Below are 15,652 nucleotides of genomic sequence, written 5' to 3'. Positions count from 1 at the left end.
CTTTATTTTACCATATCGGAACAAGTCAAGACAGATACATTTAAACGCATATCTTGATAGATTTTAAGGAAAAAGATACAGTCCAATATCCGGAGGGGGCCATGAACGCAGTTCTTGGTATCAGTGGCAGTTAGTTTTCGGCTGAAGTGCTATTTGACTCAGCAGACAATAAGTATTATAATTTTTTTAGAATACACGTCTAAATAATTAATACAGAGTGAATCAGAGGATATTAAATGGAAAATGATAAAAAGATAGCCGTTTTAATTGATGCCGATAATGTTTCGGAAAAATATATAAAATACATATTTGATGAAATCTCCAACCATGGCATCCCCACCTATAAGAGAATTTATGGAGACTGGACCAAACCTCAACTGGCATCCTGGAAAACAGTACTTCTTAATTACTCTATAACACCCATTCAACAATATAGCTGTACCACAGGTAAAAATGCCACCGATGCTGCCTTAATCATCGATGCCATGGATATACTTTATTCCAAGAATGTTGATGGTTTTTGCATTGTGTCCAGTGACAGCGATTTTACCAAGCTGGCATCCCGCTTAAGAGAAGCGGGGATGTATGTAATCGGTATGGGCGAAAAAAAGACGCCGCAGCCCTTTATCGCCGCCTGTGAAAAATTTAAATACCTGGAAGTCCTGGCAGCCATTCCTGCTGATACTTTCAGTACCAATGGGACAAAGAAGTTCGAGAAACAGGAACCCCCGCAAGACGGTATGGCTAATATTGAAGAGCTGATCGAAGCCATCAGGACTATTGTCACTGATTGTTCTGATGAGGATGGCTGGGCATTTTTAGGAGAAGTAGGAAAAAGGCTGAATAAACGTTATCCTGATTTTGATACCAGAAACTACGGTCACGCCAAACTGACGCCTTTGATCTCCTCTTTAAAGAAATTTGAAATCCAATCCCGCAGAACGAGTAATCCCAATATCACCCATAAATACATAAAAATCAAGTGAACTCGTTCAGCTAAAGCTGAACATCGGGGCTTCAGATGGGGAATCTACCCCTTCTGAAGTAAAATAGGAGCTCCCACTTATAGAAGTGGGAGTCTTGGAATTTAATAACGAAGCCGCCGCTCTCCCTGGGCGGCGGCTTTTAAGTGGTGGTGAAATAAATGGATAAGAAGAAAAAAATCGTGATTCTGTCAGATCAAACATCGTCTTCTGCTTTTCCTTTAGATCCTTTAACAAAAAAAATCGTCATAAAATTACCTCCCCGCCGGGGCGGCGATAACCGGGGAGATGTGGATACCTTGCGTCAGACTCTGGTCAGGGAATTAGGCACAGCAGTTACCATTCCCCTCTCAAAAATGGCGGAAATCCAGAAAATCCGTCAAAGCCAAGATCAACAAATAACCGTCACTCTGGCGGCTGATAGTTTTTTTGATGCTCAGGAACAAGTACAATCCTGGCGCTTGATGGAGATCGAAAAGGGAGATCAGTCTGCCTTTCACCTAGGTGTTGCCGTGGATATCGGCACCACTACGGTAGTGGTTTATCTAGTGGACATGATCACAGGTCAAATCTTAGGACAGGCCTCGGATTATAACCATCAGATTCAACTGGGGGAGGATATTTTATCCCGTATCATGGCCGCCGCCAGTCCCGAAGGTTTGGCAGCCTTGCAGGGTTTAATTGTCGAAACCTTAAACAGCCTGGTGGAGGAAGTCTGTCAGGGATCTTCCATAAAGAGAGAGGATATCATTGCCGTGTGTCTCGGTGCCAATACAACCATGATTCATCTTCTGCTGGGGCTCAACCCTGCTTCTATTTGCCGGGCACCTTATATTCCCATGGTGAACAATCCGGAGATCATTACCGCCCGGGAAATCGGCCTTCAGATCCATCCTTTGGCTCCCCTTTATTGTCTGCCCAGTGTGGGCAGTTATCTGGGGGGAGATGTCATCGGGGGGATTTTGGTCAGCGGAATGCACAAGGAAGAAGGACTATCTTTGTTTGCCGATGTAGGTACCAACGGTGAGTTTGTCATCGGCAATCAGGATTGGCTGGTCGCCTGTGCCGGTGCCGCCGGACCGGCTTTGGAAGGGGGTGTCACAGAGTGGGGTATGCGGGCGGAAGAAGGCGCCATTGACAGTGTCGCCATCGATGATGATTTTCATGTCACCTACACCACCATTCATGGTACTCCCGCCAAGGGGATTTGCGGTTCCGGTCTAATCGACGCTTTGGCAGAGCTGTTTCTCAGCGGACTCATTGATCGGGCCGCCCATTTTTTTGATGGCAGGGAAGCATTTATCTTGGTAACAAAGGATGAAACAGCCCATGGCAAGGATATTTTTATCAGTCAAAAGGACATTAACAATCTCATGCGTACCAAAGGGGCTGTTAACACCGCATTGGAGGTTCTCGTGGAAGGGGTGGGCTGCAGCATGGAGGAAATCTACAAATTCTATGCTGCCGGGGCCTTCGGCCAATATATTCCCATCGAATCCGCCGTCACCGTTGGACTCTATCCGGACTTGCCTCGGGAACGGATGATCCGCTTGGGCAACAGCTCTGGTGAAGGAGCCCGTCAAGTACTCCTCTCCAACGCCAAAAGACTGGAATGTGAAAAGATCGCCGCTAAAATCACCTACTTTGAAATGAATGATAATATCAGCTTTATGGATAAGTACGCCGGAAGCAAATTTCTTCCCCATACTAATCTGGATCTCTATCCCAGTGTTCAGGATAAATTAAATAAAAGGAGAAGGGGGAAATAACCTCCTTCTCCTACTCTTTATCTTCCTTTTATCTTCCTTGATTTTTACCCCACTATCTTTTTTGCACAAAAAACTTGATGGCGGTTTTTTTCTCATCATTAATCTCCACTTCACTGAAAGCCGGGATGAAAACTAAATCAATTCCATTGGGGGCCACAAAACCCCTGCTGATGGCGATGGCCTTAATGGCCTGATTCACAGCTCCTGCACCTACAGCTTGCACCTCCACCCTGCCCCGGCTTTTAAATACTGCCACTAATGCTCCTGCCACAGCTTTTACATCAGAATCTCCCGCTACCCGTAAAACCTCCATCCCATTTACCCCCTCATTTTCTCAGATTGCCATCAACCTTTGATTAACATATCGAAGGAGAAATTGCCTCTCCGGAAGCACAAAATCAGGTTGCTCGGAATCAACAAGTGAAATCCCGAAACTACCCCGTTCCATAGTACAGCTGCCAACAATTTTAATATGCAGCAAATGAAACTGATCCTTCAAAAAAATCACATTCTCCTTTTTATGTCCTGCCATCAGGGAACAGTCCCGGGGCGAACCCCATAAGATGATTATCTTTTCAGATCTCCCGGTCATGAAGTCTCTGATCAGGACAGTCAAATGTTCCCGAACCAAGGCTGCCGCCACTAATTCGCCAAAGGCAGGATGAAAAGGACCGGCAGCCAATTGCTCTCCCGGAGTGAGATCTTTGGTTGGTTGTAAACCGGTGCGAATCACCTCAACACCAAAAAGGCGAAAGATGGCCAACATGTCTCTGCTGATCTCAACAGCTTCCTGCAAACTTAAGGGTTGATAGCTTCCCTCTAGAAAGAGTTTATGCAAAAACGTATCTTTTAGCACCAATGCAGGATAAATTCTTGCCAGATTAGGCTGAAAACGGGCCAGGGTCAAGGACCCTTGGATACACTTATGGGGGCTGTCTCCCGGTAGTCCCGGCATCAACTGCACTCCGGTGATAAAACCTTCCTTTTTCAGCAAATCCAGGGCATCAAGAACATCCTTCCCGGTATGACCCCGCTCGGCACATGCCAGCACCTGGTCATCCAAGGACTGCACACCCAATTCGATAGTGTTGACACCGAAAGACTTTAAAAAAGTAAGGATCTGAGGATTGATATAATCAGGCCTGGTGGAAATTCTGATGCCGCTGATTTTTTTCTCTTTCAGGGCTTGAAAAGCCGGGGTAAGGAAATAGCGCTGCCAGGAGAAATCCAGTCCGGAAAAGCTGCCTCCATAGAAAGCGATCTCCGGCGGTTCTGCCCGGTCCCAGGTACGAATTGCTGCTGCAATCTCATCATCACTGGGGAAACCGGAAGAACCGGAAACATGGTGCTGATTACAAAAAATACATTGATGGGGACAGCCTAAATGAGGAATAAAAAAGGGTAATATATGTTTTTTGGCCCGGCCCATTATTTTTTCTCCGTAATAAGATGTCTCCAGGAATCTACGGTCTCCAAAGCTGCCTGAGCAGCCTTTTGCTCGGCTTCCTTTTTACTGTTTCCTTGTCCTTGGGTTAGTAACTCGTCCCGATATTTAACACCGGCCACAAATACCTTTTGATGGTCCGGGCCGGATTCATGGAGAATGGTGTAAGAGACCCCTTCATCATCATACTTTTGCACCAATTCCTGCAGCATGGTTTTGTAATCTCCCATGTTGTCATGCTCAAGGCGTTCCACGGTTCCTGCCAAGGAACCGATGAGAAATTTCCGGGCGCCCTCCAATCCGCACTCCAAATAAATGGCTCCCACGACAGCTTCAAAAGCATCGGCTAAAACGGAATTCCTTTCCCGCCCACCGCTTAAATCCTCTCCCCGACCCAACAAAAGATAACTGCCAAAATCAAGATTTTTGGCCTGTTCCGCCAAGGAGGCGGCACAAACTACCGCCGCACGCATTTTCGTGAGATCCCCTTCCGGTTTTTGAGGAAATTTTTGATACAAATACTCTCCCATAACCAAACCCAAGACCGCATCCCCTAAAAATTCCAAGCGCTGATTATGGAACAATTTTTGTTTTTTATGTTCATAAGCATAGGTGGGATGAGTGAGGGCCTGCTTCAAAAGATCCAAATCTGTTAAATTAATACCCATCCCCGCCAGTTTTTGTGCAAATTGCCGAACCTGATTCATATCCATACTTTCACCTTCCCAAGATATATTTAGAAAAAGGGACGGTGTTCCCGTCCCTTGGCAGCTTTACGCAAATTTTTTGATGACAATTGTGGCATTATGTCCGCCAAAACCGAGAGAATTGGACATGGTGACATTCACTTCTGCCTCTCGCGCCTGGTTGGGTACATAATCCAAGTCACATTCCGGATCCGGAGTTTCATAATTGATGGTCGGCGGAAGCATTCTATGGTTAATGGCTAAAGTGCAGGCAATTGCTTCCACCGCACCGGCTGCACCTAAGAGATGACCAATCATGGATTTGGTAGAGCTAACAGCGACCTTTGAGGCAGCTTCGCCGAAGACCGAATGAATGGCCTGGGTTTCTCCCTTATCATTTAAATCAGTGGAAGTTCCATGAGCATTAATATAATCTACCTCTTCCGGCTTGATACCTGCATCCTCCAAAGCATTGGCCATTGCTCTGGCAGCCCCTGACCCTTCCGGTGCCGGAGCGGTAATATGATAGCCGTCCGCTGTAGATCCATAGCCTACGACTTCAGCATAGATCCTCGCACCTCTCTTTTGGGCATGCTCCAAGGATTCCAGAACTAGAATCCCGGCCCCTTCCCCAATGACAAAACCATCCCGGTCCTTGTCAAATGGGCGACTGGCTTTCTCCGGTTCTTCGTTTCTCGTGGACATGGCTTTCATGGAGCAAAAACCTGCTACGGAAAGAGGAGTGATAGGAGCTTCCGTGCCTCCGGAAAAAATCACATCTGCATCGCCCCGCTGAATCACTTTAAAAGCATCTCCGATGGCATTGGTACCTGAGGCGCAGGCAGTGACGATAGTTTCATTGATCCCATAAGCACCAAAAGCAATGGAAATTTGACCGGCGGCCATATTACTGATCATCATGGGTACAAAGAAAGGACTAATCCGTCCCGGTCCCTTCTCCATTAAAACCTGTTTTTGTTCTTCCATGGTGGCAACACCGCCGATGCCGCTGCCCAAAATCACCCCTACCCGATGACCGTCTACAGTATTCATATCAAGAGCAGCATCTTCACGGGCCATTTTGGCTGCCGACACAGCAAACTGACAATACCGATCCATACGCCGGGCTTCTTTCTTATCAATAAATTTAGTCGGATCAAAATCTTTCACTTCACCGGCAATTCTCGTGGTATATCCTGTAGTATCAAAATGAGTAATGGGCCCAATCCCAGAGATTCCATTCATCAAGGAATGCCAATATGTCTCCACATCATTCCCAACGGGAGTAATTACACCCATCCCGGTAATGACAACTCGATTCTTCAAATTCATGTCGCCTCCTTTTGTTCCGGCAGATCCGGCAAAGCGGCCAACTCCGCTTTGAGATTTTCAAAAATTTTTTTCACAGGAAGAATCTCTTTAATTCTTTCCACTTGTTCTCCGCAAAATACCAGCCCATCCTCAATGGATCCTTGCTGAGCACTATTTAAAGCATCCATGATGCAGAAATTTTTCGAACATTTTTTCAAACAAGCATTACATTTAGCAGGGCTAAGATCTTCCCCACGCAGCAATTTCTCAGTTAAGGTACTCTTCAGCCCTCTGCCCGGTAAACCCACAGGACTTTTAATCAAAATAACATCCTCTTTTTTCGCCTTCAGATACATCTGTTTAAATTCATCGGTAACATTGGATTCCTCACTGGCAGCGAATCTGGTACCCATTTGCACTCCATTGGCACCCCAGGTAAAAGCTTCCCGAATATCCGCTCCGTTAATAATCCCACCGGCCGCAATCACAGGAATATCCACTGCCTTTCGCACCTCAGGTACAATATCCCTTACGCGCCGGTCGGTGCCTAAATGCCCCCCAGCCTCTTTACCTTCCACCACCACGGCGGAGGCACCCATTTTTTCTACCATGGACGCAAGTTTTGCCGTAGAAACAATGGGTACAATGGGGGTATCTGTTTCTCTGCCCCATTTATACATATCACGCGCTACACCAGCGCCGGAAATTACTAAATCAATGCCTTCATTCAAGGCTGTTTTCACCAGAAGGGCAAAATCTCGTACCGCAAATAAAACATTTACACCAATAATTCCTGAAGATAATTTTCGCGCTGTTCTTATTTCTTGAATTAATTCATCCGGACTCATTGCGGTTGCAGCAATGATTCCAATGCCACCTTCGTTGGCTACCGCTGCTGCTAAACGGGAGGTAGAGACACGAGTTGCCATTCCTCCTTGAATAATGGGTATCTTGGCAACAATTTTATCTATTATCAGCGCAGGTAAATGCATTTTTATCCCCCAATCCCTATCCTGATCACCTTATTTTGACACAGGTTCTTGACTTGATAAGCGATTTTCTTACCAGGTTTAGAACTGCTAATGCATGACTTAGTTGGCGTTTGACTGCCGCGAGAGCGGGAGGCTTTCGCCAAGTTTGTCAGGTAAAAGATCCCCGTAGTGGAGCTACGGGGATCTTAAATACCTTAAGCCTCTTGTTTCTCCTTAATGTACTCGACAGCAGCTCCTACGGTGGTCAGTTTTTCTGCATCCTCATCAGGTATTTCAGTATCAAATTCTTCTTCTAACGCCATAATGAGTTCAACAACATCAAGGGAGTCAGCATCCAGGTCTTTGAAGGAAGTTTCCATGGTAACCTGCTCTTCATTTTCTACACCTAGTTGATCAATTACAATCTGTTTAATTTTATCAAATACGGACAACTAAATTCACCCCCTTTCAATATAAACTTCATAAACTTCAAACTTTATCTAATTCATTACCATACCGCCATCCACAGGAATGGTCTGACCGGTAATGTAGTCAGCATTTTCCGACACCAAAAAGGCAATGACTCGGGCAACATCTTCCGCGGTACCTAACCTTTGCAGAGGAATCTGGCTGATTAAACTCTCCCGAGCTTTTTCCGGCAATTGATCGGTCATCGCTGTGGCAATAAAGCCGGGGGCTACCGCATTAACATTAATATTTCTGCCGGCCAGTTCCCTGGCCAATGACCTGGTTAAACCGATGATACCGGCTTTACTGGCAGCGTAATTTCCCTGACCGGCATTGCCCATCAAGGCAACGACAGATGCCACATTGACAATTTTACCGTATCTTTGCTTGATCATCAACTTGACAACGGACTTGCAACAATTGAAGGTGCCTTTAAGATTCACATTAATCACATCATCCCAATCGGACTCCTTCATGCGCATGATTAAATTATCCTTAGTGATCCCGGCATTATTTACTAGAATATCTATCCGGCCAAAATGTTCTGCTACAGCTTGCACCATGGCATCCACTTCTGCTGCGACGGCAACGTCACCCTGAACAGCCATGGCCTGACTGCCTGCTGCTTGAATTTCATTTACCAAAGCCTCAGCTTGTTCCCTATTCTGACCAAAGTCCACATAATTTACACCTACTTGGCATCCCTGGCGTACCAATTCCCAAACTACGGCTTTGCCAATCCCTTGGGAACCTCCTGTGACCAAAGCTACCTTTCCTTCTAAACCCATTTTAGCGACACTCCTTTAAAAGCGCAAGTGTATTTTCCAGAGAAGCCAGGTCTTCTACATTACAAATCTGAACATCCTTGGAAATCTTCTTAATTAAGCCGCCAAGCACCCGCCCCGGACCAACTTCCACAAAAATATTTGCGCCGGCTTCCATCAGGGCTGCGATACAGTCTTCCCATAAAACAGGATGATCTACTTGCTCGGTGAGGGCTTCCCGAATATCTTCACGAGTCTGAATCAACCGGCCATTGACATTGGCGGCTACCGGAAGCAGAGCATCTTTGATATTTGATTCTTGCAATCGTGCTTCCATGGCTTTTGCAGCAGTCACAAGCAAACTGGAATGAAAAGGCCCGCTTACTGCCAGGAGCAGCGCTCTTTTAGCGCCCATTTCTTTCGCCATTGCTACCGCTTTTTCCACAGCCGGTGTCTCACCGGCAATGACAATCTGACCGGGGCAGTTAAAATTTGCCGGCTCCACCACACCGTAAGCACCGGCTTTGGCACAGAGCTCCTGAATCTGTTCTTTGGACATTCCTAAAACGGCCGCCATGGTTCCTTCTCCCGCCGGTACCGCTTGGGTCATAGCTTCACCCCGAAAGCGGACTAATTTTAAAGCTTCCAGATAATCCAAGGCACCGGCTGCCACCAGGGCAGAATACTCACCTAAGCTGTGTCCGGCTGTGAAGTCTGCCTTGATGCCATGTCCCTCTAATATTCTTAAACAAGCAATGCTGGTCGCAAGCAGTGCCGGTTGAGTGTTGTATGTAATTTTTAATTCTTCCTCAGGTCCTTGCCAGCAAATTTTTGTTAAAGGAAAGCCTAAAACCTGATCCGCCTCGGCAAAAGCTGCTCCCGCCTCCGGGAAATGATCGGCAAATTCCTTCCCCATCCCCACATACTGGGATCCTTGTCCGGGAAAGACAAAGGCAATTTTATTCATGAGCTTCCTCCTTGAGAGAAGATAAAGAGTTTAAGGTTTTTTCCGCTTGCATCATAATTTCATCAATAATTTCCCGGGCCGGTTGAATCTTTGTGATCGCGGCGGCAATTTGTCCTGCCATCAGGGACCCCATTTCCACATCCCCGTCCACCACGGCGGCCCGCAATCGTCCGGTACCCAGATTTTCAATATCTTCCGGCACAGCGTTTTCTCGCGCCATGCGTTCAAATTCTTTGGTTAGTTTGTTTTTGAGCACCCGTACAAAGTGACCGTCCGTACCGGTTAAAACTGTATCTCTCTCTTTGGCATTAATAATTGCTTTTTTGAAATTTTCATGGGCTGTGCATTCAGTGGCGCAGATAAAACGAGTGCCAATTTGAACCCCGCATGCCCCCAAAGCGAGGGCAGCTATCAAGCCCCGACCGTCATAAATACCTCCGGCAGCGACAACAGGAACTTTTACGGCATCAACAATCTGGGGCACCAAGGGGAAGGTGGTAATATCACCCACATGACCGCCGCATTCCATGCCTTCGGCAATAAAAGCATCCGCACCTACCCGCTCCAGTCTTTTGGCCAAAATCGGTGATGATACCACCGGGATGATCTTAATTCCCTGCTCTTTAAGAAGCGGCACATGTTTGCCCGGATTCCCCGCTCCGGTAGTGACTACCGGGATTTTCTCATCCATGACAATTTGAATGACATCATCCACAAAGGGTGAAAGATAATAAACATTAACGCCAAAAGGCTTTTGGGTCCTCTCCCGTACCTTACGAATTTCCTGCCGCACAATGTCCGGGGGCGCATTTCCCGCTGCTACAATTCCTAACCCCCCAGCTTCAGAAACAGCAGCAGCTAATTCTCCCGTAGCCACCCAGGCCATACCCCCCTGAATGATGGGATATTGAATATCTAGTAGTTTACAGAGTTCCGTCTGAAACATATTTCCCCTCCCTGACTTACTTATTCCACTTAATTACTGCAGATCCCCAGGTAAGACCGGCACCAAAGCCAACCAATACCAGGATATCATCCTCCTTCAGTTTTTGGGTCCGATAAAGCTCATCTAAAGCCACCGGAATGGAAGCACTAGACATATTACCATATTTATTTAAATTAATAAAGGCTTTCTCCATAGGCAGCCCCAAACGGCGCATGGCAGCCTCCACAATGCGTATATTAGCCTGATGAGGAACCACAAAAGATACATCATCCTTGCTGAGACCTGCTTTTTCCAAAGCCGTTACAGCTGCGCTTCCCATTACCCGCACCGCAAATTTGTATACCTCATTGCCTTTCATAGAAATGAAATGAAGCCTGTTTTCAACCGTTTCGCAACTGGCCGGCAGCGCCGCTCCCCCGGCGGCAACCTTCAGCAAATCTCCTCCGCCGCCATCTGCACCAAGGTAGAAGGAAAGCAATCCTTTCCCTTTTTCCACTGGTCTTAAAACAGCAGCACCTGCGCCATCACCAAAAAGGACACAGGTATTCCGATCTTCCCAATCTACCAAGCGGCTCAGGGTTTCTGCACCCACAACCAATACATTTTCGTAAATGCCTGTAGCGATAAATTGAGCTCCCACGGCCAAACCATAAATAAAGCCGGAGCAGGCTGCTTCCATATCAAAGGAAGGCTTGCCCTTGATGCCTAATTTTTCCTGCAAAATACAGGAGGTCGCCGGAAAAAGCATATCCGGAGAACTGGTAGCCACGATAATTAAATCTAACTCTTCCGCTTTTAACCCCGCATCCTCCAGTGCAATCTTTGCCGCCTCATAAGCTAAATCTGAAGTCGCCTGGTTTTCTGCCGCAATATGACGGGTAGAAATACCCGTTCTGGTCCTAATCCATTCATCACTCGTATCTACCATCTGTTCCAATTCGTCATTGGTTAAAATGCGTTCCGGAACATAAGAGCCTACTCCGGCAATACCTACGGATCGTATTTCCATCTATTAACTTCCACCTTCCTGACCAATTGATACTTCCATTTGCTCAATAAAACGCCCGCCGACACAATCTCTTGCTACTCTGATTGCGTTCTCAATGGCACGAGCCTTGGAGCTTCCATGGCAAATAATACTGACACCCTTTACGCCTAAAAGAGGAGCGCCGCCCGTTTCAGCATAATCCATCATTTTTTTGATATTTTTTAAGCCGGGTAAAAGCAGGGCTGCTCCTAATTTTCCCCGCAGATCCTTTTCAAATTCCTTTTTCATCAATGCAAATAAGGCGCTTCCCAGGCCCTCGGATACTTTAAGCAGGACATTGCCCACAAATCCATCACATACCGCGACATCATAAGTTCCTGCCGGAATATCCCGGCCCTCGATGTTACCAATAAAATTCAATTGAGTATTTTTTAATAATTGGTGGGCAGCAACGACGGTTTCATTCCCTTTGCCTTCTTCCGAGCCATTGGATAATAAGGCTATCCTGGGATTTTGCATCTTGAGGATCACCTCGGCATAAGTCTTGCCCATCAGTGCAAATTGCACCAATTGTTTGGCTTCTGCATTGGCATTGGCCCCCACATCCAAAATTACCTTTCCTCCCTGGAGGGTGGGATAAATGGCGGAAATAGCCGGACGATCAATCCCTTCGATCCTTTTCAACAGGAGCAGAGCGGAAGCCATCTGAGCCGCCGTACTCCCTGCCGAAACCACGGCGTCTGCCTCTTTATCTTTCACCAGTTTTGTTGCTACCCAAATGGAGGAATCCTTTTTTTTTCTTAATGATTCCACCGATTCATCCATACCCATTACTTCTGAAGCATGGTGCATCCTGATATTGGAAGGAAGCTGGGAGAAATCCTTTTTAATCAGATCCTCTCGACCGACTAAAATAAGCTCTGTATCAGGAAACTGCTTCCCAGCCTGGATCGCTCCGGTGATAATTTCCCCGGGGGCATAATCTCCCCCCATTACATCTACTGCGATTCTCACGAAAAAGCCTCCTCAGTCCCTTTTAAACTTATGATCCTGAACGGACAATACAATCTGCGCTTTAAAAACAATTTCTAAATCAACCTTAGAATGCACTGAGATCAGAAAGGTTGTGCCCCGCTGGGTCTTTACCGTAGCCTTGGCAACGATTTTCTCTCCAAGATAAACAGGTCTTTTGTAACGAATGCGGGCACTGCCTGTAAAAACAATCTCCGCACCGACCACTGCTACCGCCAAAGAATTGGCTTGGGCAAACAAATGATGACCACGAGCGATTTTGGTTTTTGCTAAAACCATGTCCTCCGTAATGGTTAGGACAGAGATGGCGCTTTTGTTCAATTCCAAATCCATCAATTCACCTACAACCTCATGAGTGTCGAGGGCTGTAGGTTTTTCAAAGGCATCCTGTGCCACAAAGCGCGTCCTTTTTCTAACTTCCGGAATACCTAATATTTGACGATCTAATCGGATGGTGGCAACACTCACCCCCAGAAATTGAGCAAGTTCGTCGTCCGTGACAAAAGGATGCATTTCAAGATATTTTTCCAAATATTGATGTCTTTTCTTTCGCCCAGAAAATCTTGGTTCCATTTTACCACCTTAAATATCATCTAATATTATGACCAGGTTATAAGGTATTATAACCCAGAGAATAATAGGATGCAAGAAAATAAAGGATACAAAATTGGCGTTTTTACGATTAAAACCCTGCATATCCGGGAAAAACCGACCGACTGATAATTGCTGACATCATAAGTTACCTTTAATCAGCTTCAAAATAAATGATTTTTACTGCGAGTCTTTTATGCGTTGTACCTCTCTCTATTCCATTACTGTGATGAACCATGGAAATGTCCTTTTGCTCCATAAATTTTTAATAATAAATTAACATCATTATTATCAGCATTATGTTAAGATATGGATTAAAATAATGTGCCACATAGGATAAGGGTTTACTTTTTTCTCACAGATACTGACCCCTAGATCAGTAGTTAATGATAATCAAGGAGGATTCAAAATGAAAGGGTTTTCAAAACAAAAGAGTCTGGTTTTATCCCTCTGCTTATTGCTGCTTGTGCTAACAGCCTGCGGAAGCTCCAATACATCTTCTGAACCGGGAGATCAACAAAACCAAGGAAATAGTGCACCAGTTGCGGAAAACAAAAGTTTAATTCTAGCGACAACCACCAGCACAGAAAACAGTGGTCTATTAGATTATATTCTCCCTGTCTTTAAGGAAGAAACGGGCATTGATACGAAGGTTGTTGCCGTGGGAACCGGTAAGGCCCTCCAGATGGGAATGGACGGAGAGGCAGATGTATTACTCGTCCATGCTAAAGCTGATGAAGAGAAATTTGTTCAAGAGGGACATGGTATAGAACGATTTGATGTCATGTATAATGATTTTATTCTGGTGGGGCCGAAGGATGACCCTGCAGGAATCAAGACAAATGCGCCCCAGGACATTATCAAGGCTTTTGAATTAATCGAAGAAAAGCAGGAAAATTTTGTCTCCCGAGGTGATGATTCCGGAACTCATAAAATGGAATTAAATTTGTGGGCAGAGGGAAACATGGAGCCTCAGGGTGATTGGTACCTTTCAGCCGGAAAAGGTATGGGTGATGTGATTATGATGGCTGATGAACTGAATGGATACACTTTGGCGGACAGAGCCACCTATTTATCCATTAAGGATAAGGTTGATTTGGTCATCGTCACCGAAGGAGAGGGCAGATTATTTAATCAATATGGTGTGATTGCTGTGAACCCTGAAAAGAATGATCAGATTAACCAGGCCGCCGCCCAAGTTTTTGTCGATTGGATATTATCTGCAGAAACCCAGCAACTGATTAGTAAATTTGGTATGGAGGAATATAAACAGTCCTTGTTCATACCAAATGCTCAATAAGAAGGTGTATACCAGTGAGTGAAATATGGATGGGATTAAAAGGTGCTCTGACGCTCCTAACATCTTTGAATAGAGAAGTTTATGACATCATTCTTTTATCTCTGTATGTTTCCCTTACTTCTACTTTAATTGCTGCCCTGGGGGCCATACCTTCAGGCATCTGGCTGGGGTTGAAAGACTTCCCTGGCAAGAAAATTATCATTAGAATACTTTATACCTTTATGAGCCTGCCGCCAGTGGTGGTGGGCTTGGTTGTTTTTCTCTTCATTTCCCGCAAAGGCCCCTTGGGCTTTTTAGAAATTAATTTTACGCCCACAGCGATGATTCTTGCCCAGATATGTATTCTATTTCCTATTATTACCGGAATTGTGTTTAATGGTACTAAAGAAAGAGGTGAGCAAGTCAAGTTACTAGGAAAAACACTAGGTGCCAACAGATGGCAAGTGCTTATTCTTTTGATTCATGAACTGCGCGTGAATATTTTTACCGCCATTATTACCGGCTATGGCCGGGCGGTGTCCGAAGTAGGTGCGGTGATGATTGTGGGGGGAAATATTAAAGGTCATACTCGTGTCATGACCACTACTATTGCCATGCTCCAAAGTATGGGCCAGTATGATTTGGCAATTGCCATTGGCATCGTATTGCTCCTCTTGGCTTTTATCATAAATTCTATTCTCTACCACTTTCAGCAAGGAGATTCGTAAGGTGAATGTGCAGATAAGAAATCTTTCTAAGGTCTATGGAGATCGGAAGGTCCTAGATATTGATACCTTAAATATAGCTCAAGGAACTATCGTTGGGATTATCGGACCCAATGGAGCGGGAAAAAGCACCCTGATAAAAATAATGGCCGGATTGGAATCACCCACCCAGGGAGACATTTTCTTCGATGGCCTCCCGCCAAATAAGGTAACTACCATGGATATGACCTTGGTTTTTCAGAAGCCATATTTACTCAGTACCAGGGTTTTTCACGATGTAGCTTATCCTCTTAGGCTGAGAAAGATGAAAAAAGAAATTATTCAAACCAAGGTGCAAACTATTTTAGAGGAAATGGACCTTTGGTTTTTGCGGAATCAAAAAACCGGGACTCTTTCCGGCGGAGAAATCCAAAAAGTATCTTTGGCCAGAGCCTTGGTTTTTCAGCCTAAATTGCTTTTCTTAGATGAACCCACAGCTAATATTGATCCTACCTCCATATTTGTCATGGAGAAAATGATCAAAAAAATTAATAAAGAAAATAAAACCACAGTGATCATAATTACCCATAATATTGTGCAAGCCAAAAGGTTATGTCAAGATATTGTTTTTATGGATCAAGGAAGGATAGTCGAAAAAGGAAGCCGGGACACCATCATCAACAATCCTCAAGAGACAGCAACCAAGAATTTTATTAAGGGAGAATTAATCATATAAGAATGGAGGCTGT

The 15,652-nt window shown here is 45.3% G+C and carries 17 protein-coding genes; 5 read left to right on the top strand and 12 right to left on the bottom strand.

Features of this window, described 5'->3' with window-relative positions; genetic code table 11:
- Positions 1-236: 236 nt before the first annotated feature.
- Positions 237-986 (top strand): NYN domain-containing protein, encoded by a 750-nt coding sequence (locus tag CEQ75_RS07040; RefSeq protein ID WP_089609697.1) that lies wholly within the window; start codon positions 237-239, stop codon positions 984-986.
- Between the two features lie 158 nt (positions 987-1,144).
- Positions 1,145-2,752, top strand: a complete 1,608-nt coding sequence (locus tag CEQ75_RS07035; RefSeq protein WP_089609696.1) for an ASKHA domain-containing protein — start codon at positions 1,145-1,147, stop codon at positions 2,750-2,752.
- Positions 2,753-2,804: 52 nt separating this feature from the next.
- Here the strand turns inward: CEQ75_RS07035 and CEQ75_RS07030 are convergent, their stop codons facing one another.
- From CEQ75_RS07030 to fapR, 12 genes are all read right to left on the bottom strand, one after another.
- A complete protein-coding gene (locus CEQ75_RS07030; protein ID WP_089609695.1) occupies positions 2,805-3,065 on the bottom strand; it encodes a stage V sporulation protein S in 261 nt (86 codons plus the stop codon).
- 21 nt (positions 3,066-3,086) lie between these two features.
- The gene (locus CEQ75_RS07025; RefSeq protein WP_089609694.1) at positions 3,087-4,181 is read right to left on the bottom strand and encodes an elongator complex protein 3; all 1,095 of its coding nucleotides are present in this window, start codon (positions 4,179-4,181) and stop codon (positions 3,087-3,089) included.
- Positions 4,181-4,909: a ribonuclease III gene (rnc, locus tag CEQ75_RS07020; RefSeq protein WP_242965394.1), complete on the bottom strand. Its 729-nt coding sequence runs from the start codon at positions 4,907-4,909 to the stop codon at positions 4,181-4,183. The genes CEQ75_RS07025 and rnc overlap by 1 nt, the downstream gene beginning before the upstream one ends.
- A 60-nt stretch (positions 4,910-4,969) precedes the next feature.
- On the bottom strand, positions 4,970-6,208 hold the full coding sequence (gene fabF / locus CEQ75_RS07015) for a beta-ketoacyl-ACP synthase II (protein WP_198306654.1): 1,239 nt from the start codon (positions 6,206-6,208) through the stop codon (positions 4,970-4,972).
- Positions 6,209-6,210: 2 nt separating this feature from the next.
- A complete protein-coding gene (locus CEQ75_RS07010) occupies positions 6,211-7,185 on the bottom strand; it encodes an NAD(P)H-dependent flavin oxidoreductase (protein WP_089609692.1) in 975 nt (324 codons plus the stop codon).
- A 194-nt stretch (positions 7,186-7,379) separates the two neighbouring features.
- Positions 7,380-7,616, bottom strand: coding sequence for an acyl carrier protein (gene acpP, locus CEQ75_RS07005; protein ID WP_089609691.1), 237 nt, complete (start codon positions 7,614-7,616; stop codon positions 7,380-7,382).
- Between the two features lie 48 nt (positions 7,617-7,664).
- On the bottom strand, positions 7,665-8,420 hold the full coding sequence (fabG, locus tag CEQ75_RS07000; RefSeq protein ID WP_089609690.1) for a 3-oxoacyl-[acyl-carrier-protein] reductase: 756 nt from the start codon (positions 8,418-8,420) through the stop codon (positions 7,665-7,667).
- A 1-nt stretch (position 8,421) separates the two neighbouring features.
- Positions 8,422-9,363, bottom strand: a complete 942-nt coding sequence (fabD, locus tag CEQ75_RS06995; protein WP_089609689.1) for an ACP S-malonyltransferase — start codon at positions 9,361-9,363, stop codon at positions 8,422-8,424.
- Positions 9,356-10,309: an enoyl-[acyl-carrier-protein] reductase FabK gene (gene fabK, locus CEQ75_RS06990; RefSeq protein WP_089609688.1), complete on the bottom strand. Its 954-nt coding sequence runs from the start codon at positions 10,307-10,309 to the stop codon at positions 9,356-9,358. The genes fabD and fabK overlap by 8 nt, the downstream gene beginning before the upstream one ends.
- Positions 10,310-10,325: 16 nt before the next feature.
- Complete coding sequence (locus CEQ75_RS06985) at positions 10,326-11,312, bottom strand: beta-ketoacyl-ACP synthase III (RefSeq protein WP_276327730.1); 987 nt, start codon at positions 11,310-11,312, stop codon at positions 10,326-10,328.
- Between the two features lie 9 nt (positions 11,313-11,321).
- Positions 11,322-12,311 carry a phosphate acyltransferase PlsX gene (gene plsX, locus CEQ75_RS06980; protein ID WP_089609686.1) on the bottom strand — a complete coding sequence of 330 codons (990 nt, stop codon included), beginning with the start codon at positions 12,309-12,311 and terminating at the stop codon, positions 11,322-11,324.
- A 12-nt stretch (positions 12,312-12,323) separates the two neighbouring features.
- Positions 12,324-12,902, bottom strand: a complete 579-nt coding sequence (gene fapR / locus CEQ75_RS06975) for a transcription factor FapR (protein WP_089609685.1) — start codon at positions 12,900-12,902, stop codon at positions 12,324-12,326.
- Between the two features lie 427 nt (positions 12,903-13,329).
- Here fapR and CEQ75_RS06970 point away from each other — a divergent pair, with 427 nt between their 5' ends.
- Genes CEQ75_RS06970 through CEQ75_RS06960 form a run of 3 tightly spaced genes read left to right on the top strand, consistent with a single transcriptional unit; the run spans position 13,330 to position 15,639 of the window.
- Positions 13,330-14,220, top strand: a complete 891-nt coding sequence (locus tag CEQ75_RS06970; RefSeq protein WP_089609684.1) for an ABC transporter substrate-binding protein — start codon at positions 13,330-13,332, stop codon at positions 14,218-14,220.
- A 14-nt stretch (positions 14,221-14,234) separates the two neighbouring features.
- Positions 14,235-14,927 carry an ABC transporter permease gene (locus CEQ75_RS06965; protein WP_089609683.1) on the top strand — a complete coding sequence of 231 codons (693 nt, stop codon included), beginning with the start codon at positions 14,235-14,237 and terminating at the stop codon, positions 14,925-14,927.
- Position 14,928: 1 nt separating this feature from the next.
- Positions 14,929-15,639 (top strand): ABC transporter ATP-binding protein, encoded by a 711-nt coding sequence (locus CEQ75_RS06960; protein ID WP_089609682.1) that lies wholly within the window; start codon positions 14,929-14,931, stop codon positions 15,637-15,639.
- The last annotated feature ends 13 nt before the right edge of the window (positions 15,640-15,652 follow it).

Source organism: Dehalobacterium formicoaceticum, assembly GCF_002224645.1.
Classification (GTDB): Bacteria; Bacillota; Dehalobacteriia; order Dehalobacteriales; family Dehalobacteriaceae; genus Dehalobacterium; species Dehalobacterium formicoaceticum.
Note: the sequence above shows the minus strand (reverse complement) of the source record. Positions and strands in the feature narration are given on the sequence as shown.

What these genes read in the sequence shown, in the direction of transcription:
- CEQ75_RS07030 (WP_089609695.1), bottom strand. Translation starts at nt 3,065, where the DNA reads ATGGAGGTTTTACGGGTAGCGGGAGATTCTGATGTAAAAGCTGTGGCA.
- CEQ75_RS07025 (WP_089609694.1), bottom strand. Translation starts at nt 4,181, where the DNA reads ATGGGCCGGGCCAAAAAACATATATTACCCTTTTTTATTCCTCATTTA.
- CEQ75_RS07010 (WP_089609692.1), bottom strand. Translation starts at nt 7,185, where the DNA reads ATGCATTTACCTGCGCTGATAATAGATAAAATTGTTGCCAAGATACCC.
- CEQ75_RS06970 (WP_089609684.1), top strand. Translation starts at nt 13,330, where the DNA reads ATGAAAGGGTTTTCAAAACAAAAGAGTCTGGTTTTATCCCTCTGCTTA.
- fapR (WP_089609685.1), bottom strand. Translation starts at nt 12,902, where the DNA reads ATGGAACCAAGATTTTCTGGGCGAAAGAAAAGACATCAATATTTGGAA.
- CEQ75_RS07040 (WP_089609697.1), top strand. Translation starts at nt 237, where the DNA reads ATGGAAAATGATAAAAAGATAGCCGTTTTAATTGATGCCGATAATGTT.
- fabG (WP_089609690.1), bottom strand. Translation starts at nt 8,420, where the DNA reads ATGGGTTTAGAAGGAAAGGTAGCTTTGGTCACAGGAGGTTCCCAAGGG.
- fabD (WP_089609689.1), bottom strand. Translation starts at nt 9,363, where the DNA reads ATGAATAAAATTGCCTTTGTCTTTCCCGGACAAGGATCCCAGTATGTG.
- rnc (WP_242965394.1), bottom strand. Translation starts at nt 4,909, where the DNA reads ATGGATATGAATCAGGTTCGGCAATTTGCACAAAAACTGGCGGGGATG.
- CEQ75_RS07035 (WP_089609696.1), top strand. Translation starts at nt 1,145, where the DNA reads ATGGATAAGAAGAAAAAAATCGTGATTCTGTCAGATCAAACATCGTCT.
- fabK (WP_089609688.1), bottom strand. Translation starts at nt 10,309, where the DNA reads ATGTTTCAGACGGAACTCTGTAAACTACTAGATATTCAATATCCCATC.